The 19,900-nt window shown below is 59.4% G+C and carries 18 protein-coding genes, 5 tRNA genes and 1 riboswitch; of the genes, 18 read left to right on the forward strand and 5 right to left on the reverse strand.

Features of this window, described 5'->3' with window-relative positions; translation table 11 throughout:
* Positions 1–43: 43 nt before the first annotated feature.
* The 7 genes from ACYYKW_RS08800 to astE all read left to right on the forward strand — a co-directional run bounded on the left by ACYYKW_RS08800 (position 44) and on the right by astE (position 7,910).
* Positions 44–1,264: an aspartate aminotransferase family protein gene (locus ACYYKW_RS08800; protein WP_093099206.1), complete on the forward strand. Its 1,221-nt coding sequence runs from the start codon at positions 44–46 to the stop codon at positions 1,262–1,264.
* Between the two features lie 203 nt (positions 1,265–1,467).
* Positions 1,468–2,487, forward strand: coding sequence for an arginine/ornithine succinyltransferase subunit alpha (aruF, locus tag ACYYKW_RS08805; RefSeq protein ID WP_059404897.1), 1,020 nt, complete (start codon positions 1,468–1,470; stop codon positions 2,485–2,487).
* A gap of 51 nt (positions 2,488–2,538) precedes the next feature.
* Positions 2,539–3,567, forward strand: coding sequence for an arginine N-succinyltransferase (astA, locus tag ACYYKW_RS08810; protein ID WP_093099208.1), 1,029 nt, complete (start codon positions 2,539–2,541; stop codon positions 3,565–3,567).
* On the forward strand, positions 3,564–5,030 hold the full coding sequence (gene astD, locus ACYYKW_RS08815; protein WP_464989929.1) for a succinylglutamate-semialdehyde dehydrogenase: 1,467 nt from the start codon (positions 3,564–3,566) through the stop codon (positions 5,028–5,030). Before astA ends, astD begins: the two co-directional genes overlap by 4 nt.
* 162 nt (positions 5,031–5,192) lie before the next feature.
* Positions 5,193–6,539, forward strand: a complete 1,347-nt coding sequence (gene astB, locus ACYYKW_RS08820; RefSeq protein WP_464989930.1) for an N-succinylarginine dihydrolase — start codon at positions 5,193–5,195, stop codon at positions 6,537–6,539.
* Between the two features lie 57 nt (positions 6,540–6,596).
* Positions 6,597–6,887, forward strand: coding sequence for a hypothetical protein (locus tag ACYYKW_RS08825; protein ID WP_016773591.1), 291 nt, complete (start codon positions 6,597–6,599; stop codon positions 6,885–6,887).
* A gap of 12 nt (positions 6,888–6,899) precedes the next feature.
* Positions 6,900–7,910, forward strand: coding sequence for a succinylglutamate desuccinylase (astE, locus tag ACYYKW_RS08830; protein ID WP_464989931.1), 1,011 nt, complete (start codon positions 6,900–6,902; stop codon positions 7,908–7,910).
* Between the two features lie 122 nt (positions 7,911–8,032).
* Here the strand turns inward: astE and ACYYKW_RS08835 are convergent, their stop codons facing one another.
* A complete protein-coding gene (locus ACYYKW_RS08835; RefSeq protein ID WP_336355218.1) occupies positions 8,033–8,542 on the reverse strand; it encodes a 6,7-dimethyl-8-ribityllumazine synthase in 510 nt (169 codons plus the stop codon).
* A 101-nt stretch (positions 8,543–8,643) separates the two neighbouring features.
* A riboswitch (FMN riboswitch) is annotated at positions 8,644–8,815 on the reverse strand.
* A gap of 272 nt (positions 8,816–9,087) precedes the next feature.
* On the opposite strand from ACYYKW_RS08835, the gene ltaE reads away from it, so the two are divergent.
* The 8 genes from ltaE (at position 9,088) to ACYYKW_RS08875 (ending at position 15,194) form a co-directional block, all read left to right on the forward strand.
* Positions 9,088–10,092: a low-specificity L-threonine aldolase gene (ltaE, locus tag ACYYKW_RS08840; RefSeq protein WP_093099218.1), complete on the forward strand. Its 1,005-nt coding sequence runs from the start codon at positions 9,088–9,090 to the stop codon at positions 10,090–10,092.
* Positions 10,093–10,237: 145 nt separating this feature from the next.
* Positions 10,238–12,856: an alanine--tRNA ligase gene (gene alaS, locus ACYYKW_RS08845; protein WP_464989932.1), complete on the forward strand. Its 2,619-nt coding sequence runs from the start codon at positions 10,238–10,240 to the stop codon at positions 12,854–12,856.
* A gap of 90 nt (positions 12,857–12,946) precedes the next feature.
* A complete protein-coding gene (locus ACYYKW_RS08850; protein WP_093099222.1) occupies positions 12,947–14,188 on the forward strand; it encodes an aspartate kinase in 1,242 nt (413 codons plus the stop codon).
* A gap of 184 nt (positions 14,189–14,372) precedes the next feature.
* Entirely contained in the window at positions 14,373–14,561 is a 189-nt protein-coding gene (gene csrA, locus ACYYKW_RS08855) for a carbon storage regulator CsrA (protein ID WP_002554426.1), read from the forward strand.
* A 62-nt stretch (positions 14,562–14,623) separates the two neighbouring features.
* Positions 14,624–14,714: transfer RNA gene (locus tag ACYYKW_RS08860), tRNA-Ser, on the forward strand.
* A gap of 107 nt (positions 14,715–14,821) precedes the next feature.
* Positions 14,822–14,898, forward strand: a tRNA-Arg gene (locus tag ACYYKW_RS08865).
* A 71-nt stretch (positions 14,899–14,969) separates the two neighbouring features.
* A tRNA-Arg gene (locus ACYYKW_RS08870) sits at positions 14,970–15,046 on the forward strand.
* A 71-nt stretch (positions 15,047–15,117) separates the two neighbouring features.
* A tRNA-Arg gene (locus tag ACYYKW_RS08875) sits at positions 15,118–15,194 on the forward strand.
* Positions 15,195–15,213: 19 nt separating this feature from the next.
* On the opposite strand, the gene ACYYKW_RS08880 is transcribed toward ACYYKW_RS08875, so the two are convergent.
* Positions 15,214–15,732 (reverse strand): cell envelope protein SmpA, encoded by a 519-nt coding sequence (locus tag ACYYKW_RS08880; protein WP_336355216.1) that lies wholly within the window; start codon positions 15,730–15,732, stop codon positions 15,214–15,216.
* 321 nt (positions 15,733–16,053) lie between these two features.
* Here ACYYKW_RS08880 and mgtE point away from each other — a divergent pair, with 321 nt between their 5' ends.
* On the forward strand, positions 16,054–17,496 hold the full coding sequence (gene mgtE, locus ACYYKW_RS08885; protein ID WP_090285386.1) for a magnesium transporter: 1,443 nt from the start codon (positions 16,054–16,056) through the stop codon (positions 17,494–17,496).
* Between the two features lie 113 nt (positions 17,497–17,609).
* Here mgtE and ACYYKW_RS08890 read toward each other — a convergent pair whose 3' ends face one another.
* Entirely contained in the window at positions 17,610–17,936 is a 327-nt protein-coding gene (locus ACYYKW_RS08890) for an Arc family DNA-binding protein (protein WP_003178899.1), read from the reverse strand.
* A 387-nt stretch (positions 17,937–18,323) separates the two neighbouring features.
* Here ACYYKW_RS08890 and phnN point away from each other — a divergent pair, with 387 nt between their 5' ends.
* Complete coding sequence (phnN, locus tag ACYYKW_RS08895; protein WP_464989933.1) at positions 18,324–18,893, forward strand: phosphonate metabolism protein/1,5-bisphosphokinase (PRPP-forming) PhnN; 570 nt, start codon at positions 18,324–18,326, stop codon at positions 18,891–18,893.
* Here the strand turns inward: phnN and ACYYKW_RS08900 are convergent.
* Together ACYYKW_RS08900 and ACYYKW_RS08905 are read right to left on the reverse strand one after the other, a co-directional pair.
* Positions 18,868–19,047, reverse strand: coding sequence for a PA3371 family protein (locus ACYYKW_RS08900; RefSeq protein WP_464989934.1), 180 nt, complete (start codon positions 19,045–19,047; stop codon positions 18,868–18,870). The two genes, phnN and ACYYKW_RS08900, sit on opposite strands and share 26 nt — an antisense overlap.
* A 22-nt stretch (positions 19,048–19,069) precedes the next feature.
* Positions 19,070–19,300 carry a hypothetical protein gene (locus ACYYKW_RS08905; RefSeq protein ID WP_093099231.1) on the reverse strand — a complete coding sequence of 77 codons (231 nt, stop codon included), beginning with the start codon at positions 19,298–19,300 and terminating at the stop codon, positions 19,070–19,072.
* A 293-nt stretch (positions 19,301–19,593) separates the two neighbouring features.
* On the opposite strand from ACYYKW_RS08905, the gene ACYYKW_RS08910 reads away from it, so the two are divergent.
* Positions 19,594–19,670 (forward strand) — tRNA-Arg (locus tag ACYYKW_RS08910).
* Positions 19,671–19,900: the final 230 nt, after the last annotated feature.

Consider the following 19,900-nt stretch of genomic DNA (forward strand, 5'->3'; position numbering starts at 1 on the left):
CGCTCGCCAGTTTCCGGCGAGTGTTCCTTTTCAGGAGACTCCGATGTCCGTTGAGCACGCTGCGGTACAACGCGCCGATTTCGACCAGGTAATGGTTCCCAACTACGCGCCTGCCGCTTTCATTCCGGTGCGTGGCGCCGGTTCCCGGGTCTGGGATCAGGCCGGCCGCGAGCTGATCGACTTCGCCGGCGGGATTGCCGTCAACGTATTGGGCCACGCGCACCCGGCGCTGGTCGGTGCCTTGACCGAGCAGGCCAACAAGCTGTGGCATGTGTCCAACGTGTTCACCAACGAGCCGGCGCTGCGCCTGGCGCACAAGCTGATCGACGCCACGTTCGCCGAGCGTGCGTTCTTCTGCAACTCCGGCGCCGAAGCCAACGAGGCCGCATTCAAGCTGGCCCGTCGCGTCGCGTTCGACCGTTTCGGCAGCGAGAAGTACGAAATCATCGCCGCGCTGAACAGCTTCCACGGCCGTACCCTGTTCACCGTCAACGTCGGTGGCCAGTCGAAGTACTCCGACGGTTTCGGCCCGAAAATCACCGGCATCACCCATGTGCCTTACAACGACCTCGCGGCGCTGAAAGCCGCAGTTTCCGACAAGACCTGCGCGGTCGTGCTCGAACCGATCCAGGGCGAGGGCGGCGTGCTGCCGGCAGAGCTTGAGTACCTGCAAGGCGCCCGTGAACTGTGCGACGCGCACAATTCGCTGCTGGTGTTCGACGAAGTGCAGACCGGCATGGGCCGCAGCGGCAAGCTGTTTGCCTACCAGCATTACGGCGTGACCCCGGACATCCTCACCAGCGCCAAGAGCCTGGGCGGCGGTTTCCCGATCGCGGCGATGCTGACCACCGAAGCGCTGGCCAAGCATCTGGTCGTCGGTACTCACGGCACCACTTACGGCGGCAACCCGCTGGCCTGCGCGGTGGCGGAAGCGGTGATCGACGTGATCAACACACCTGAGGTGCTGAGCGGCGTGAATGCCAAGCACGACAAGTTCAAGGCGCGCCTTGAGCAGATCGGTGAGAAATACGGCTTGTTCACCCAGGTGCGTGGCCTCGGTCTGCTGATCGGCTGCGTGCTCAACGACGCCTGGAAAGGCAAGGCCAAGGACATCTTCAACGCCGCTGAAAAAGAAGGCCTGATGATTCTCCAGGCCGGCCCGGACGTGATCCGCTTCGCCCCGAGCCTGGTGGTCGAAGACGCCGATATCGATGCCGGCCTGGACCGCTTCGAACGCGCTGCTGCTGCACTGACGCAAGCTTGATGGACCCGTCGACGCCCGACGATACGGGCGTCGATCAAAATTTTTGATACCGGGCACGTTCAACTGTAGGAGTGAGCCTGCTCGCGATAGGGGTGTATCAGACACATCAATGTCGACTGATACACCGCTATCGCGAGCAGGCTCACTCCTACAAGGTCCGGTGTTCTTTCTGTGATTTTTTTGAAGAGAAAAGGAGTGACACCATGCTGGTGATGCGCCCCGCGCAAATGGCTGATCTGGGCGAGGTACAGCGTCTGGCTGCGGACAGCCCGATTGGTGTCACTTCCTTGCCGGATGACGTGGAACGTCTGAGCGACAAGATCGCCGCGAGCGAAGCGTCGTTTGCCGCCGAAGTAAGCTTCAACGGTGAGGAAAGCTATTTCTTCGTCCTCGAAGATTCCGCTACCGGCAAGCTGGTCGGTTGCTCGGCCATCGTCGCCTCGGCCGGTTATTCGGAGCCGTTCTACAGCTTCCGCAACGAGACCTTCGTCCACGCCTCGCGCGAACTGAAGATCCACAACAAGATCCACGTGCTCTCGCAGTGCCACGATTTGACCGGCAACAGCTTGCTGACCAGTTTCTACGTGCAGCGCGAACTGGTCGGATCGCCGTGGGCCGAGCTCAATTCCCGAGGTCGCCTGCTGTTCGTTGCCAGCCACCCGGAGCGTTTCGCCGATTCGGTGGTGACCGAGATTGTCGGTTACAGCGATGAAAACGGTGACTCGCCGTTCTGGGATGCCATCGGGCGCAACTTCTTCGACCTCAACTACGCCGAAGCCGAACGCCTGTGCGGGCTGAAAAGCCGCACGTTCCTCGCCGAACTGATGCCGCATTACCCGATCTACGTGCCGTTGCTGCCGGACTCCGCGCAAGAAGCGATGGGCCAGGTGCACCCGCGGGCGCAGATCACCTTCGACATCCTGATGCGCGAAGGCTTCGAGACCGATCACTACATCGACATTTTCGACGGTGGACCGACCCTGCATGCGCGCGTTTCCGGGATCCGCTCGATCGCGCAGAGCCGCGTGGTACCGGTGAAGATCGGCGAGCCGGTCAAAGGCGCCGGGCGCCAGTATCTGGTGGCCAACGCGCAGTTGCAGGATTACCGCGCGGTGTTGCTCGAGCTGGATTACGCGCCGGGCAAACCGGTGACTCTGGATCTGGAAGCGGCCGAAGCCCTGGGCGTCGGTGAAGGTGCCAGCGTGCGCCTGGTGGCGGTTTAACGCCTTAGCGAGTTTCACGGGTGGCGCAAGCGGCCCGTTTGAGGAGATAGCATGATTGTTCGTCCCGTACGCAGCAGCGATTTACCCGCGCTGATCGATCTGGCCCGCAGCACCGGCACCGGCCTCACTACCTTGCCGGCCAACGAAGAACGTCTGGCCCACCGGGTCGGCTGGGCCGAAAAGACCTTTCGCGGCGAAGCCGGCCGTGGCGATGCGGACTACCTGTTCGTGCTCGAAGACGACAATGGCCGCGTGGTGGGGATTTCCGCCATCGCTGGCGCGGTCGGTCTGCGTGAGCCGTGGTACAACTTCCGCGTCGGCCTGACCGTCAGCGCCTCGCAGGAACTGAACATCTATCGCGAGATTCCGACGCTGTTCCTGGCCAACGACCTGACCGGCAATTCCGAGTTGTGCTCGCTGTTCCTGCACGCCGATTACCGCAGCGGTCTGAACGGCCGCATGCTGTCCAAGGCGCGCATGCTGTTCATCGCCGAGTTCCCGGAGCTGTTCGGCAACAAGATCATCGCCGAGATGCGCGGCGTGTCCGACGACGCCGGGCGCTCGCCGTTCTGGGAAAGCCTGGGCCGGCACTTCTTCAAGATGGAATTCAGCCAGGCCGATTACCTGACCGGTGTCGGCAACAAGGCATTCATTGCCGAACTGATGCCGAAATTCCCGCTGTACACCTGTTTCCTGTCGCCGGATGCGCGCAACGTGATCGGCCAGGTCCACCCGGACACCGAGCCGGCACTGGCGATGCTCAAGGGCGAAGGTTTCAGCTATCAGGGTTACGTCGATATCTTCGACGCCGGCCCGGCGATCGAATGCGAAACCGGCAAGATCCGCGCGGTGCGTGACAGCGAAGCGCTGGTGCTGGCCGTTGGCACGCCGGGCGACGACGCCACGCCGTTCATCATCCATAACCGCAAACGCGAAGACTGCCGCATCACCGCGGCGCCTGCGCGTCTGGCCGCCGGCACGCTGGTGGTTGACCCGCAGACCGCCAAACGTCTTCAACTCAGCGCCGGCGATCAGGTTCGCGCCGTGGCGTTGTCCGCTGCACGGGAGTCGAAACAATGAATTCGCTATACATCGCAGGTGAGTGGCTGGCCGGTCAGGGCGAAGCCTTTCAATCGTTGAACCCGGTCACCCAGCAAGTATTGTGGTCGGGCGAGGGCGCTACCGCCGCTCAGGTCGAATCCGCCGTGCAGGCCGCACGTCAGGCATTTCCGGGCTGGGCGCGGCGTTCGCTGGACGAACGCATCATTGTGCTCGAAGCGTTTGCCGCCGCGCTGAAAAACCATTCTGACGAACTGGCCCGCACCATCGGCGAGGAAACCGGCAAACCGTTGTGGGAAGCTACGACCGAAGTCACCAGCATGGTCAACAAGATTGCCATCTCGGTGCAGAGCTACCGTGAGCGCACCGGCGAAAAGAGCGGCCCGCTGGGCGACGCCACCGCCGTGTTGCGCCACAAACCTCACGGCGTGGTCGCGGTGTTCGGCCCTTACAACTTCCCCGGCCACTTGCCCAACGGTCATATCGTGCCGGCACTGCTGGCCGGTAACAGCGTGCTGTTCAAGCCGAGCGAGCTGACGCCAAAAGTCGCCGAGCTGACGGTCAAGTGCTGGATTGAAGCCGGACTGCCAGCGGGTGTGTTGAACCTGCTGCAAGGCGCGCGGGAAACCGGCATTGCACTGGCGGCGAACCCGGGCATCGACGGTCTGTTCTTCACCGGTTCGAGCCGCACCGGCAACCATCTGCATCAGCAATTCGCTGGTCGCCCGGACAAGATCCTGGCGCTGGAAATGGGCGGCAACAATCCGCTGGTGGTCGACGAGGTTGCCGATCTCGATGCTGCGGTTTACACGATCATTCAGTCGGCGTTCATCTCCGCCGGTCAGCGTTGCACTTGCGCACGGCGTTTGCTGGTGCCGCAAGGCGCGTGGGGCGACAGCCTGCTCAAGCGTCTGGTGGAAGTCAGTGCGACCATCGAAGTCGGCGCGTTCGATCAGCAGCCAGCGCCGTTCATGGGCTCGGTGGTTTCCCTCGGCGCAGCGAAAGCGCTGATGGATGCACAGGAGCATCTGCTTGCCAACGGCGCAGTGGCGCTGCTGGAAATGACTCAGCCGCAAGCGCAGTCGGCATTGCTGACGCCGGGCATTGTCGACGTGACCGCAGTCGCCGAGCGCCCCGACGAGGAACTGTTCGGTCCGTTGCTGCAAGTCATTCGCTACGTCGATTTCGAAGCTGCCATCGTCGAAGCCAACAATACCGCCTACGGTCTGGCTGCCGGCCTGTTGTCGGATTCCGAAGCGCGTTACCAGCAGTTCTGGCTGGAAAGCCGCGCCGGCATCGTCAACTGGAACAAACAACTGACCGGGGCCGCGAGCAGCGCGCCGTTCGGCGGGGTCGGCGCTTCGGGCAACCATCGCGCCAGCGCCTACTACGCCGCGGATTACTGCGCGTACCCGGTGGCGTCGCTGGAAACCCCGAGCCTGGTGTTGCCATCGGCCCTGACACCCGGCGTGAAGATGGCGTGATGCCAATCGCTGGCAAGCCAGCTCCCACAGGGGACGAGTCGTCCACAGAATCTGTGAACACCACCAATCCTGTGGGAGCTGGCTTGCCAGCGATGGGTGCGACTCGGTCGTACTGAATAGTTACTGAAGCCTATAACAACAGATTCACGTGGAGCCTCGCTGATGAAATCCTACGAAGTCAATTTTGACGGTCTAGTGGGGCCGACCCATAACTACGGTGGTCTGTCCTACGGCAACGTTGCCTCTCAGAGCAACAGCCAGCAATCCTCGAGCCCCAAAGAAGCGGCGCTGCAAGGCCTGGCGAAAATGAAAGCGCTGATGGAAATGGGCTTCCAGCAGGGCGTATTGGCACCGCAGGAGCGTCCGGACGTGGCCGCACTGCGCCGCCTGGGTTTCAGCGGCACTGACGCGCAAGTGATCGAGCGCGCCGCCAAAGAAGCCATGCCGCTGCTGGTCGCCAGTTGTTCGGCATCGAGCATGTGGGTGGCCAACGCCGCCACGGTCAGCCCGAGCGCAGACACCGCTGACGGCCGCGTGCATTTCACTGCCGCCAACCTCAACTGCAAATATCACCGCAGCATCGAACACCCGACCACCAGTCGCGTGCTCGGGGCGATGTTCGCTAATCAGCAGCACTTCGCCCATCACTCGGCATTGCCGGCGGTTGCGCAATTCGGTGACGAAGGCGCAGCCAACCACACGCGTTTCTGCCGTGAATATGGCGAGGCGGGCGTCGAGTTCTTCGTGTTCGGCCGCAGTGCGTTCGACAACCGTTACCCGGCCCCGCAAAAGTACCCGGCGCGGCAGACCCTCGAAGCCTCGCAGGCCGTGGCGCGTCTGCACGGTCTGCGTGAAGACGGCGTGGTCTACGCCCAGCAGAATCCCAACGTGATCGATCAGGGCGTGTTCCATAACGACGTGATCGCTGTCGGCAACGGCGAAGTGCTGTTCTATCACGAGGACGCGTTCCTCGAGACCGAACACATGCTCGCTGAGCTGGAAAGCAAACTGGCCAAGGTCGGTGGCAAGTTCCAGTCGGTGTGTGTGCCGCGTTCGGCGGTCACCGTGGATGACGCGGTGCGCTCGTACCTGTTCAACAGCCAGTTGCTGTCGCGCCCTGACGGTTCGATGCTGCTGATCGTGCCGCAGGAATGCCAGGCCAACGAACGCGTCTGGGCGTATCTGCAAAGTCTGACCAGTTCCGGCGGTCTGATCCGCGAAGTGAAAGTCTTCGATCTCAAGCAAAGCATGCAGAACGGCGGCGGCCCGGCGTGCCTGCGTCTGCGCGTGGCGCTGAATGAAACCGAACTGGCGGCGGTCAACCCAGGCGTTATCATGACGGCCCCGTTGTACGGTTCGTTGACCGCATGGGTTGAAAAGCACTACCGCGACCGCCTCAGCGAAAGCGACCTGGCGGATCCGCAATTGTTGCTTGAATGCCGGACGGCACTGGATGAACTGACGCAAATCCTTAAACTGGGCGCGGTTTATCCCTTCCAGATCAATTGAACGCCGGCGCGCCGCTTGAACGCGGCGCGCGGCGTGTCACCCCAAGAGAGTAAAAACATGAGCGATTCCCTGCAGCTGATCCTTGAAGACACCGACGGCACGCAACTGCAAACCTCGTGCACCCGCGTCGCGGTCATGTGGCAAGGCAAAGAGCTGTGGATCCAGCAGGACGGCCGCGGCCAGTTGCTGATCGGCGTTGACGTCGAGGAAGGTGACGAAGAATACGCCAACCTGCTGTTGCGCCCATTGGCGACTAATCTGGTAAGTCTGCAACTGGAAATGGAACCGGCTGACCTCGGCGCTGACGAGGATCACGTACACGGCCCGGATTGCAACCACGATCACTAAGGAAACCGCTCTATGCTCGCCCTCGGCAAACTGCTTGAACTGACCCTCGCCGGCCGCGAACCGGCGGAGAAGACTCAACTGACTGTCGAAGGCGTGCGCATGCGCTGGTTGAGCGAAGGGGCGCTGGAAGTCCGGCCCCCGGAAGCGCGCGACAATGGCCTGGACCTGCTGCTGTCGGCGGGTATCCACGGTAACGAAACCGCACCGATCGAGTTGCTCGACCGGTTGCTGCACGACATCGCTCGCGGCGACCTGAAGCCGCGAGCACGCATTCTTTTCCTGTTCGGTAATCCCGAGGCGATGCGCAAAGGCGAGCGCTTCATCGAGCAGGACGTCAATCGGCTGTTCAACGGCCGGCATGAACAAAGCAGTGGCAGCGAAGCGTTGCGCGCCTGTGAGCTGGAGCGTCTGGCGGCGATTTTCTTCAGCAAACCCGAGCGCCAGCGTTTGCACTACGACCTGCACACGGCGATTCGTGGCTCGAAGATCGAGCAGTTCGCTCTCTATCCTTGGAAAGAAGGGCGCCAGCATTCGCGCCTTGAACTGGCGCGTCTGCGCGCCGCCGGGATGGAAGCCGTGCTGCTGCAGAACAAGCCGTCGATCGTGTTCAGCTCCTATACCTATGACAAGCTTGATGCCGAGGCTTTCACCCTGGAGCTGGGCAAGGCGCGGCCGTTCGGGCAGAACGACGGCGTCAACGTGTCGCTGCTGGAAACTCGCTTGAAGCAGATCATCGAAGGCACCGAGCCGGAGATGGCGCAAGAGGGGCTGGACGGCCTGCAACTGTTCAGCGTCGCCCGGGAAATCATCAAGCACAGCGATGCGTTCCGCCTGAACCTGCCGGCCGACATCGAAAATTTTTCAGAGTTGGACATGGGGTATGTGCTGGCCGAAGATCTGGCCAATACCCGCTGGGTCATTGAAGAGCCGGGCGCGCGGATCATTTTCCCCAACCCGAAGGTCAAGAACGGCCTGCGCGCCGGCATCCTGATCGTCCCGACCACCGACGAAAACCTCGCCTAAGATTGCCGCCGACCCAATGTAGGAGTGAGCCTGCTCGCGATTGCAATATGTCAGCCACCACAGGTGTCACTGACAGTCCGCTATCGCGAGCAGGCTCACTCCTACAGTTTTTGCGTTTGTGTTTAAACCGCTACCGCATGCGGCTCGGTACGGCGCAGTGCGCGGATTTTGCGCAGCGTATCGGCACATGTCCGCGCCGCTTCCTGACCCTTGTGCACAAAGTGCTCGTAGAAAAACTTCTGATGCTCTTCGCCAGAATGGAAGTGATGCGGCGTCAGTGACACCGAGAACACCGGCACTTCGGTTTCCAGTTGCACTTGCATCAGACCGCTGACCACCGATTGAGCGACGAACTCATGACGGTAGATGCCGCCGTCCACCACCAGAGCTGCAGCGACGATGCCAGCATAACGACCGGTCTTGGCCAGCAGTTTGGCGTGCAGAGGCATTTCAAAAGCACCGCCGACTTCGAAGAAGTCGATGTCCGATTCCAGATAACCCTGGGCAAGCATTTCAGCGACGAAGCCTTTGCGGCTCTGGTCGACGATTTCCTTGTGCCAGCAAGCCTGGATGAACGCGACGCGCTCGCCGTGCGGGTGTTTGTTTTTGCTGTCGATAGCGGTGGGTTGCATGTTCAGATTCCTGTTTGTGTGAAAAACAGGGCGTTATGAATCGAAAGGGATGCCAGGGTTCGCACACGCACGACAACACGCGGACGGCCCTGTGCTTTTGATCCCGTTCTCTCTTCATCCGGACTATGACCGTCGGCCCCGGAATCACACCGGGTCTGCTGACCTTGCCGTCGACCACCGCCATTGCCGTGTTCGCCGCCAAGCGCTCGCGGGCTATGCGCATTGCGCGCAATTACCGCCGGTGGGGAATTGCACCCCGCCCTGAGAACGTTTGTGCCTCCCCTTCGGGTGGCGCAGCGTTTTTATCACATATTTTCCAGCCGTGCACCGACCGTGCAGGAGCGAGCCTGCTCGCGATGGCGGTTCCACGTTTAACGCAGATGCTGGCTGTTACTCCGCTTTCGCGAGCAGGCTCGCACACAGGGGATGGTGCTTTTTCAGCGAGACCGTGATTTTTCCTTCTTCAAGGCTTGATTAATCCGCGCCATGACCGCAGTAATCCCACTTCACAAAGGGATTTCCCCTGCTGACCAGAGGCCAGGTTCATGAGCGTTATCGATCTTCGCAGCGACACCGTCACCCAACCGACTCCCGCCATGCTCGACGCCATGCTGGCGGCGGACACCGGTGACGACGTGTACGGCGAAGACCCGACGGTCAACCGTCTGGAAGCCGAACTGGCCAGCCGCCTCGGTTTTGCAGCCGCGCTGTTCGTGCCGACCGGGACCATGAGCAACCTGCTCGGGTTGATGGCGCACTGCGAGCGCGGCGACGAATACATCGTCGGCCAGCAGGCGCACACCTACAAGTACGAGGGCGGTGGCGCGGCGGTGCTCGGTTCGATCCAGCCGCAGCCGCTGGAAGTGCAGGCTGATGGTTCTCTCGATCTGGAGCAGGTTGCGGCGGCGATCAAACCGGACGACTTTCACTTCGCCCGCACCCGCTTGCTGGCGCTGGAAAACACCATGCAGGGCAAGGTGCTGCCGCTGGAATATCTGGCCCGGGCGCGACGCTTCACTCAGCAGCACGGCCTGCAGTTGCACCTGGACGGCGCGCGCCTTTACAACGCGGCGGTCAAACTGGGTGTCGATGCGCGGGAAATCACCCAGTATTTCGATTCGGTCTCGGTGTGCCTGTCCAAAGGCCTCGGCGCACCGGTCGGCTCGGTGTTGTGCGGCTCTGAACAACTGATCGGCAAGGCCCGACGCTTGCGCAAAATGGTCGGCGGCGGCATGCGTCAGGCAGGCGTGCTGGCAGCGGCGGGGCTTTACGCGCTCGATCACCACGTTGGACGGCTGGCCGACGACCATGCCAACGCGCAGCTGCTGGCCGATGGTCTGCGCGAAGCCGGTTTCGTCGTCGAACCCGTGCAAACCAACATGGTTTATGTGCAAATGGGCGACAGGGCCGAGGCGCTCAAGGCCTTTGCGGCCGAGCGCGGGATCAAGCTCAGCGCTGCTGCACGTCTGCGCATGGTCACGCACATGGATGTCAGCCGCGCACAAATCGAGCAAGTGATCGCGACATTCGTCGAGTTTTCACGCAAGTGACAGCGTTAGCCGTCCAATTGACCGTTTCTATCGTATAAACACGCTGTACCCCGCGCGCAGGGCCGATATAATGCGGCCCTTTGCCGTCGCTTCGTCTCTGACGTTTCGAACAGGCCTTTGGCCGCAGCCTCCGTGGAAGAACCTAATGAAAAGCGCAGAAATCCGTGAAGCCTTCCTTCACTTCTTCGAAGAGCAAGGCCACACCCGTGTAGCCTCCAGCTCTTTGATTCCGGGCAACGACCCAACCCTGCTGTTCACCAACGCGGGGATGAACCAGTTCAAGGACTGCTTCCTGGGCCAGGAAAAACGTGCCTACACCCGTGCGACCAGCAGCCAGAAGTGCGTGCGCGCCGGTGGCAAGAACAGTGACCTGGAAAATGTCGGTTATACCGCCCGTCACCACACGTTCTTCGAAATGCTCGGTAACTTCAGCTTCGGCGATTATTTCAAGCACGACGCGATCACCTTCGCCTGGACCTTCCTGACCGGCGTACTGAAGCTGCCGAAGGAAAAACTCTGGGTCACCGTCTACGCCACCGACGACGAAGCGTATGACATCTGGACGCAGAAAATCGGCGTGCCGGCCGAGCGCATGATCCGCATCGGCGACAACAAAGGCGCACCGTACGCGTCCGACAACTTCTGGACCATGGGTGACACCGGCCCGTGCGGCCCGTGCACCGAGATTTTCTACGATCACGGCGAGCACATCTGGGGTGGCCCGCCGGGCTCGCCGGAAGAAGATGGCGACCGTTACATCGAAATCTGGAACAACGTGTTCATGCAGTTCAACCGCACCGCCGACGGCGTGTTGCATCCGTTGCCAGCGCCATCGGTCGACACCGGCATGGGCCTGGAGCGGATCAGTGCGGTGATGCAGCACGTCAACTCCAACTACGACATCGACCTGTTCAAGAACCTGCTGAAGGCTTCGGCTGAAGCGATCGGTTGCGAGAACGGTGATCAGTCATCGCTGAAGGTCGTGTCCGACCACATCCGTTCGTGCGGCTTCCTGATTGCCGATGGCGCGCTGCCGTCCAACGAGGGCCGTGGCTACGTGCTGCGCCGGATCATTCGTCGCGCCTGCCGTCACGGCAACAAGCTCGGCGCCACCGGCAGCTTCTTCTACAAGATCGTCGCGGCGCTGGTGGCCGAGATGGGCGAAGCGTTCCCGGAACTGAAGAAGCAGCAGAGCAACATCGAACGCGTGCTCAAGGCTGAAGAAGAACAGTTCTCCAAGACGCTGGAGCACGGCCTGAAAATTCTCGAGCAGGATCTGGCCGAGCTCAAAGGCACCGTGGTGCCGGGCGACGTGGTGTTCAAGCTCTACGACACCTACGGTTTTCCGATGGACCTGACCGCTGACATCGCCCGCGAACGCGGCCTGACTGTCGATGAAGTCGGTTTCGAGCGTGAAATGGAAGCCCAGCGCGTGCGTGCGCGTTCCGCCAGCTCGTTCGGTCTGGACTACAACACGCTGGTCAAGGTTGACGCCGCCACCGAATTCACCGGTTACGCCGCCACCAGCGGTTCGGCGAAAATCGTGGCTATCTATAAGGACGGCCAGTCGGTCGACGTGCTGAGCGAAGGCGAAGAGGCGGTGATCGTCCTCAACCAGACGCCGTTCTACGCCGAGTCCGGTGGCCAGATTGGCGACTGCGGTTTCATTCAGGCCGGCAGCAGCCGTTTCGACGTACGCGACACTACCAAGACCGGCGGTGCGTTCCTGCATCATGGCGTGCTGGCGTCCGGCAGCCTGACCATCGGCGCGCCGGTGGAAACCCACGTCGACGCCGAAGTGCGTCATGCCACCGCGTTGAACCACTCGGCCACCCACTTGCTGCACGCGGCATTGCGTCAGGTGCTGGGTGAACACGTGCAGCAGAAAGGTTCGTTGGTCGACAGTCAGCGCCTGCGTTTCGACTTCAGCCACTTCGAAGCCATCAAGCCGGAACAGATCAAGCAACTGGAAGACATCGTCAACGCCGAGATCCGCAAGAACTCTGCGGTTGAAACCGAAGAAACCGACATCGAGACCGCGAAGAACAAAGGCGCCATGGCGCTGTTCGGCGAGAAGTACGGTGACAGTGTGCGCGTGCTGAGCATGGGCGGCGATTTCTCCGTCGAGCTGTGCGGAGGTATCCACGCCAACCGTACCGGCGACATCGGCCTGCTGAAGATCATCAGCGAAGGCGGTGTGGCTTCGGGCGTGCGTCGTATCGAAGCCGTCACCGGTGCCGCGGCGCTGGCGTACCTGAACGCTGCCGAAGAACAACTCAAGGAAGCGGCCAGCCTGGTCAAGGGCAGCCGTGACAATCTGATCGACAAGCTGTCGGCTGTGCTCGAACGCAACCGCCTGCTGGAAAAGCAACTCGAGCAGTTGCAGGCAAAGGCGGCCAGTGCGGCGGGCGACGATCTGTCGGCCTCGGCGGTGGACGTCAAGGGCGTGAAGGTTCTGGCCGCACGTCTGGACGGTCAGGACGGCAAGGCGCTGCTGGCGCTGGTCGATCAGCTGAAAAACAAACTCGGCCGCGCAGTGATCCTGCTCGGCGGTGTCCATGAGGAAAAGGTCGTACTGGTTGCAGGCGTAACCAAGGACCTGACTGGCCAACTCAAAGCCGGTGATTTGATGAAGCAGGCTGCTGCGGCAGTGGGCGGGAAGGGTGGTGGTCGTCCGGACATGGCGCAGGGCGGCGGTGTCGATGCCGGCGCGCTGGATGGCGCACTGGCGCTGACCGTTCCATTCGTCGAGCAGGGTTTATAAGACGGTTCGCCCGGCCCGCAGTCTAGTGGCGCGCCGGGCGGCTGTTCGATTGATTATTGGGCGCCCTTCATGGGCAGAGGCGGCTTTGAAATGGCTTTGATCGTACAGAAATTTGGAGGCACCTCGGTCGGCACTGTCGAGAGAATCGAGCAGGTCGCCGACAAGGTTAAGAAATTCCGTGATGCTGGCGATGACCTGGTGGTCGTGCTGTCGGCAATGAGCGGCGAAACCAACCGTCTGATCGATCTGGCCAAGCAAATCAGTGGCGAGACGCAACCGGTTCCGCGTGAACTGGACGTGATCGTTTCCACCGGTGAGCAGGTGACGATTGCCCTGTTGGCCATGGCGCTGATCAAGCGCGGTGTGCCAGCGGTGTCGTACACCGGTAATCAGGTGCGGATCCTGACAGACAGTGCGCACAATAAAGCGCGTATCTTGCAGATTGATGATCAGAAGATTCGTGGCGATCTGAAAGCCGGCCGCGTGGTTGTGGTCGCGGGTTTCCAGGGCGTCGACGAGCACGGCAACATCACGACCTTGGGCCGTGGTGGCTCCGACACCACCGGCGTAGCCCTGGCGGCCGCGCTGAAGGCTGACGAGTGCCAGATCTACACCGACGTTGATGGCGTTTACACCACCGACCCGCGTGTTGTTCCGGTTGCACAGCGTCTGGACAAGATCACCTTCGAAGAGATGCTGGAAATGGCCAGCCTCGGTTCCAAGGTGTTGCAGATCCGTGCAGTCGAATTCGCTGGCAAGTACAACGTTCCGCTGCGCGTACTGCACAGCTTCAAGGAGGGTCCGGGCACCCTCATTACTATCGATGAAGAGGAAACCATGGAACAGCCGATCATTTCCGGCATCGCTTTCAACCGCGATGAAGCCAAGCTGACCATCCGTGGCGTGCCAGACACCCCGGGTGTGGCGTTCAAGATTCTCGGCCCGATCAGTGCCGCGAACATCGAAGTCGACATGATCGTGCAGAACGTCGCGCACGATAACACCACCGACTTCACCTTCACCGTGCACCGCAACGACTATCAGGCCGCACAGACCGTGCTGGAAAACACCGCTCGCGAGATCGGTGCCCGTGAAGTGGTGGGCGACACGAAGATTGCCAAGGTCTCGATCGTCGGCGTCGGCATGCGTTCCCACGCGGGCGTTGCCAGCCGCATGTTCGAATCGCTGGCCAAGGAAAGCATCAACATCCAGATGATCTCGACGTCGGAAATCAAGGTTTCCGTGGTGATCGAAGAGAAGTACCTGGAACTGGCTGTGCGCGCCCTGCACACGGCTTTCGAACTGGATGCTCCGGCCCGCCAGGGCGAGTAATCCGTTTCTTGAAGGGCGCGGTCTGACCGCGCCCTTTATTTTTGAATGGCGCGAGCCCTGAACTGTTCTTTTGCTCGTGCTGGTCAATACTCAGGCATGTAGGGCTACGATCGCTCCGGTTGTAGGTCGGGTGCCTTTTTTTTGCAGACTGTTGTCCCTGAAAGAATTGCGTGAGGAGAAAGGTATGCTGATTCTGACTCGTCGGTGCGCAGAAAGCCTGATTATCGGTGATGGCGAAATCACTGTGACCGTGCTTGGCGTTAAAGGAAACCAGGTGCGCATCGGCGTCAACGCGCCGAAAGAGGTTGCCGTGCACCGTGAGGAAATTTACCTGCGTATAAAGAAAGAGAAGGACGAAGAACCAAGCCATTAATTTTTATCGATTTTTATGTTTGCAAACGGGGAAAAGGTTGGTTAAGATACGCCCCGTGTTGCGGAGAGCTGGCCGAGTGGCCGAAGGCGCTCCCCTGCTAAGGGAGTACACCTCACAAGGGTGTCGGGGGTTCGAATCCCCCGTTCTCCGCCATTATTTGCTTAGTACGTTGTAATCTGGCTTTTTCGGTAAGTGATTGAATTTACTTGAAAAAGTGGTTGGAATAGAGATTAGACGGGCTATAATGCGGCGCAACAAATGCACTCGTAGCTCAGCTGGATAGAGTACTCGGCTACGAACCGAGCGGTCACAGGTTCGAATCCTGTCGAGTGCACCATTTAAGAGTTGATTGCAGTGATGCAGGTAACTCGGCTTCAACCAGATGTGAGCTGGTCTAAAAACACAAATGCACTCGTAGCTCAGCTGGATAGAGTACTCGGCTACGAACCGAGCGGTCACAGGTTCGAATCCTGTCGAGTGCACCATTTAAGAGTTAGTTGCAGCGATGCAGGTGGCTTGGCGTCATCCAGTTGTGGTCTGGGCTAAAAACACAAATGCACTCGTAGCTCAGCTGGATAGAGTACTCGGCTACGAACCGAGCGGTCACAGGTTCGAATCCTGTCGAGTGCACCATATACCAAAAAGCCCGCGTTTAACGCGGGCTTTTTGCTGTCCGGGATTTGGCTTTTGCCTTCACGCATCCTCTCTCGTCAAAATCGATCTGAGCACTGCGGTCTCGCTTGAGGTCGTAACTGTAGCGGGTGGTCGATGTTCTGATACTCACCTTGTCTGGTTTGCCCAGCGCGCTTTCGACGTCCTGTTGGCTCATGCCGGCGATGACGCGCCGATTGATGATCGCTTCTCGCCGCTGTCGGTTATCGATCAGATTTCCGCAGTTGTCTTCCGCATGACCAATCACGGCCGGTTCGCGCCTCATGGCCTTCAGTTCGGTCATGCGTTCGTGGTCGTGCTCGGGCATTACGGCAACCGATCCGGGCGAGTAGGGGTGTACTTCTTGCGTCGATCGCTGCTCTCCCTGCGCACAGCTCATTGAAGTGAACGTGACGCTGCCGTCGCTGGCCTCGCAACGATGAAGCGAAACAGGCGCTGCGCTGGATGGCAGGCAAAGCAGGCAGGCGGGAAGCAGAAAAACATAGGGGTTGAACAGCATTCGATGTCCTCCATGACGATCTGTCTTCAAGCGTAGCCGCTACATTTTCTGCTGCCGGTGTGTTTTCTTTTCAGAATGAGTCGTCGCATTTGCAGGGTTCAGGACGGCGCTCAGAATTGTTTCGCAAGCGCTTGTTTCGGCCGTGATTTTTTAACGTTTTAAACCGTCAAGCGGTGTATCATTGCGCCCGTCAGCCCCGCCGGGGCTTATGGAAAAATTCCATGGACTTACCCAGTAGTTACTCAGTACCCCGTTTCACCAATCATGAATTGACTGATTGATCCTTCCGGCGTGCCCCGCTGCTGGGAGTGGAGTTCGCCTATGTCTGAAATCGAAGTAAAGAAAACTCAAGAAAGCCTGCAGGATCGCCTGGCTCAGGTGGTCGAACTGCTGCAGCGCCAGCGCGTCGTCGAGGACCTGACTCATCGTCAGGAAGGTCCGCATCACGACCGCGTCGAAAACCTGGTTCACCGGCAAAACCTCGTCGAACTGCAACGCAAGCTCGATGATCTGCACTCCGCCGACGTCGCCTATATTCTCGAAGCCCTGCCGCTGGACGATCGTCTGACGCTCTGGCAATTGGTCAAGGCTGACCGCGACGGCGATATTCTGCTCGAAGTATCCGATTCCGTTCGTGAAACGCTGATCGCCGACATGGACGATCACGAACTGCTCGCGGCTGCCAAGGACATGGACGCCGACGAACTCGCTGACCTGGCTTCCGAGCTGCCGCGAGACGTCGTCCATGAATTGATGGAGAGCCTCGACAATCAGCAGCGTGAGCGCGTGCGTTCGGCCCTCTCCTACGACGAGGACCAGGTCGGTGCATTGATGGACTTCGAGATGGTGACCATCCGTGAGGATGTCAGTCTCGAAGTGGTCCTGCGTTATCTGCGCCGCCTGAAAGAACTCCCCGGCCATACCGACAAACTGTTCGTGGTCGATTACGACGGTGTGCTCAAGGGTGTACTGCCGATCAAGCGTCTGCTGGTCAATGATCCGGAAAAACAGGTCGCCGAAGTCATGGCCAGCGATCCGGTAAGCTTCCACCCGGACGAAGACGCCTACGATGCGGCGCAGGCGTTCGAGCGTTACGACTTGATCTCGGCGCCGGTGGTCGACAAGAACGGCAAGCTGATCGGCCGTCTGACCATTGACGAGATGGTCGACCTGATCCGTGAAGAGAGCGAAAGCGAAGTACTCAACATGGCGGGTCTGCGCGAAGAGGAAGATATTTTCGCATCCGTCTGGAAGTCGCTGCGCAACCGTTGGGCATGGCTGGCCGTCAACCTGATCACGGCGTTTGTCGCATCGCGTGTGATTGGTCTGTTCGAAGGATCGATCGAGAAGCTGGTGGCACTCGCTGCATTGATGCCGATCGTCGCCGGTATCGGTGGCAACTCCGGTAATCAGACGATCACCATGATCGTACGCGCCATGGCGCTTGATCAGGTCAGCACCGGTAATACGTCGCGGCTGATGCGCAAGGAGCTTGCGGTAGGTCTGATCAATGGCCTGGTGTGGGGTGGGGTAATCGGTGTAGTGGCCTATCTGCTATACGGCAGTTGGTCGCTAGGCGTGGTAATGACTGCCGCGATGACACTGAACCTGTTATTGGCTGCGTTGATGGGGGTATTGATTCCGATGACGCTGGCTAAGATGGGCCGGGATCCGGCGATGGGCGCCAGTGTGATGATCACTGCCATGACCGACAGCGGTGGCTTCTTCATCTTTCTGGGGTTGGCGACGATCTTCCTGCTCTAACTGATCGCGCTGAAACAACCCGCCAGTCTGGCGGGTTTTTTTTGCCCTGTAAAACGCGAATTTCGGGCAAAAAAAAGCCAGCAATCAAGCTGGCTTGAGGTGTTCGTTGTTACTCAGGACGCGTCTGCGGCCATTTCTGCATCGTGTGCAATCAGCGAAACCAGTGCGTTCTGCTGACGGTGCGACAACTGACGGAAGCGTTGCAACAGCTCGCGCTCGTGCAACGACAGCTCCGGGCTGTCCAGGCGCATGCTCAGCTCTTCGCCCAGTGCGCCTTCCTGAATAAGACTCTGCTCAAGGCGCGCAATGATCTCGGAGTTCATGCTGCGATGATGATTGCGAGCCACCTCGGCAATGCGTTCACGCATTCCGTCTGGCAGACGTACGACGAACTTGTCAGCCGTACGGCTGGAATAAATTGCCTGTTTCAATGGGCGCATATATTTAACCGGTTAGTTCAGGGGAGCGGTTCTCGGGATTGGCCGCAGGATGTGTGGTAGGACAAGCATCCGCGCCAAATGGTTCAACCTGAATTGTTAAGAGGCCGGCATCATGCCTCAAAATTGCCAGATCATTGGCGTCAATTCTGTGACAAATATTGAGCCGGGTAAAGGCGTAATGCCAGCACCAATCATCAGAAATGCGGACTGGTTGGAAATCTTTGCCTGTGTCCCGTGCTCTGCCTGGGTGTCATCGGCTTCCACGGATGCTCTAAGGTGCCATAAGGTGCATGCTAAGCAGCTGCGCATCGTTGTTACTGACCTTTACAGGATAGTGGCAAATTGCCGATTTACTAGTGGCGGGCATCCGTAGAGGGCGTTTAAGGGATGGATGGCAAGCTTATTTATTTGATGGGCCCGTCCGGTTCAGGCAAAGACAGTCTGATCGAGGCTGCTCGCCAACCATTGCGTGCATTGAATTGTGAAATCATGCGCCGGGTGATTACCCGATCCGCCGAATCGGTGGGGGAGGATGCTATCGGAGTGACGCCCGATGAATTTGACCAGCGCGAGCGAGCAGGCGATTTTGCCTTGGCTTGGCACGCCAATGGTTTGTCCTATGGCATTCCCGTGGAAATGGATCGGCGACTGCGTGCTGGTCAAAACGTTTTGGTTAATGGTTCGCGAGCTAATCTACGCCAAGCGATGACGCTTTACCCAGAGCTTGTAGCGGTCTTGTTGACGGTTCGGGACGATGTGTTACGAAAGCGTCTGCTCAACCGTGGTCGTGAAACGCTTGAGCAGATCGATGAGAGGCTGGGTCGTAATGCGCAGTTCAAGGACAGGAGGCCGAGCGATGGGGCTGTGTACCTCATCGACAACTCAGGCAACCTGGCGGATGCCGTGAATCAACTTCTGGCTTTGATTGCGCTTAGCGCAAAACCGGATCGAATTTGATTTTGCGTCCGGCAGCCAACGCCAAAACGAATAACACCGCAAAGACGCCGCTGCCAACCAGCGGCAGGCTGATCTCGGTGTCCTCGAACAGCGAAAAATGCAAAGCGCCGCTCAACAGGGCGAGGATCAGTAATCCCGCAGCTGACTTGGACATTATTTTGTACTCCTGAAGATATTCAAAAAACCAGTCGTTCTGAGGTTGCCGTCGGAAGTGACCGCTCGGAATCGCTCACGGCTTGCGGCGCGCCCTGATTGCTTAACACTGCGAGTTGAGGTGCCTTCTGTACCTGCAAGTAATGCGGTACGCGTTGAGCCACGGATTCGGGTGCTTTGCGCTCGGGGATAAACTGAGAACCGACCAAAACCGCCAAAGCAATTGCATTTGCAAGCAAAAGGGTGCTGTTCATGGGGCTGGGCTCCGAATGTTCTTTTATAGGACAGGCAAAGCACTCGCCGTGCCAACAGTCTAGCGGCTGTTAAGTCCTTTAAAGACAAGCATTTGAACGATTTTGAGCAAGCGCGCTGGTTGCAATCTGCAATGCCGGTGTTTTCACGGTCGTGCAAAATGCCGGTAATTCTTCCCGCAACCGGGTGGGGTAGCGTCCTACACTTAAAAAGCCGTGGGATGACATGACAAATCAGGGTTCGGCCGTTAACATGCACGCCGTCCGTCACGCAGCGCTTGCTGCGGCTTACCTGTGTCTCAGTAGCTCAATTGGATAGAGCATCCCCCTCCTAAGGGGAAGGTTGGCAGTTCGAACCTGCCCTGGGACACCATCTATACAACTTCCTCCTTAAGATGGCTGCTCACCCCGAGTGGGGTGACTTTTGGCTGCCTGTTTACAGGCGCCGTCGGGCTGACCGCTAGCATCGCTTCTATATAAAGCGGTAGTGAAGTGAGAATGCGTGAAAAGCGAAATTAACGGTTGACGGCAGATCTGAGGTGTCTATAATTCGCCCCACTTCCGGCGCAGTCGAAACGGAAAACTCCTTGAGATTCAACGAGT

The organism is Pseudomonas sp. 15C, assembly GCF_055484735.1.

Coding starts and splice junctions, on each gene's coding strand:
- csrA (WP_002554426.1), top strand. CDS start 14,373: ATGCTGATTCTGACTCGTCGGTGCGCAGAAAGCCTGATTATCGGTGAT.
- ACYYKW_RS08825 (WP_016773591.1), top strand. CDS start 6,597: ATGAGCGATTCCCTGCAGCTGATCCTTGAAGACACCGACGGCACGCAA.
- aruF (WP_059404897.1), top strand. CDS start 1,468: ATGCTGGTGATGCGCCCCGCGCAAATGGCTGATCTGGGCGAGGTACAG.
- ACYYKW_RS08800 (WP_093099206.1), top strand. CDS start 44: ATGTCCGTTGAGCACGCTGCGGTACAACGCGCCGATTTCGACCAGGTA.
- mgtE (WP_090285386.1), top strand. CDS start 16,054: ATGTCTGAAATCGAAGTAAAGAAAACTCAAGAAAGCCTGCAGGATCGC.
- ACYYKW_RS08890 (WP_003178899.1), bottom strand. CDS start 17,936: ATGCGCCCATTGAAACAGGCAATTTATTCCAGCCGTACGGCTGACAAG.
- astE (WP_464989931.1), top strand. CDS start 6,900: ATGCTCGCCCTCGGCAAACTGCTTGAACTGACCCTCGCCGGCCGCGAA.
- alaS (WP_464989932.1), top strand. CDS start 10,238: ATGAAAAGCGCAGAAATCCGTGAAGCCTTCCTTCACTTCTTCGAAGAG.
- ACYYKW_RS08880 (WP_336355216.1), bottom strand. CDS start 15,732: ATGCTGTTCAACCCCTATGTTTTTCTGCTTCCCGCCTGCCTGCTTTGC.
- ltaE (WP_093099218.1), top strand. CDS start 9,088: ATGAGCGTTATCGATCTTCGCAGCGACACCGTCACCCAACCGACTCCC.
- ACYYKW_RS08850 (WP_093099222.1), top strand. CDS start 12,947: ATGGCTTTGATCGTACAGAAATTTGGAGGCACCTCGGTCGGCACTGTC.
- astA (WP_093099208.1), top strand. CDS start 2,539: ATGATTGTTCGTCCCGTACGCAGCAGCGATTTACCCGCGCTGATCGAT.
- ACYYKW_RS08835 (WP_336355218.1), bottom strand. CDS start 8,542: ATGCAACCCACCGCTATCGACAGCAAAAACAAACACCCGCACGGCGAG.
- astD (WP_464989929.1), top strand. CDS start 3,564: ATGAATTCGCTATACATCGCAGGTGAGTGGCTGGCCGGTCAGGGCGAA.
- astB (WP_464989930.1), top strand. CDS start 5,193: ATGAAATCCTACGAAGTCAATTTTGACGGTCTAGTGGGGCCGACCCAT.
- ACYYKW_RS08900 (WP_464989934.1), bottom strand. CDS start 19,047: ATGTCCAAGTCAGCTGCGGGATTACTGATCCTCGCCCTGTTGAGCGGC.
- ACYYKW_RS08905 (WP_093099231.1), bottom strand. CDS start 19,300: ATGAACAGCACCCTTTTGCTTGCAAATGCAATTGCTTTGGCGGTTTTG.
- phnN (WP_464989933.1), top strand. CDS start 18,324: ATGGATGGCAAGCTTATTTATTTGATGGGCCCGTCCGGTTCAGGCAAA.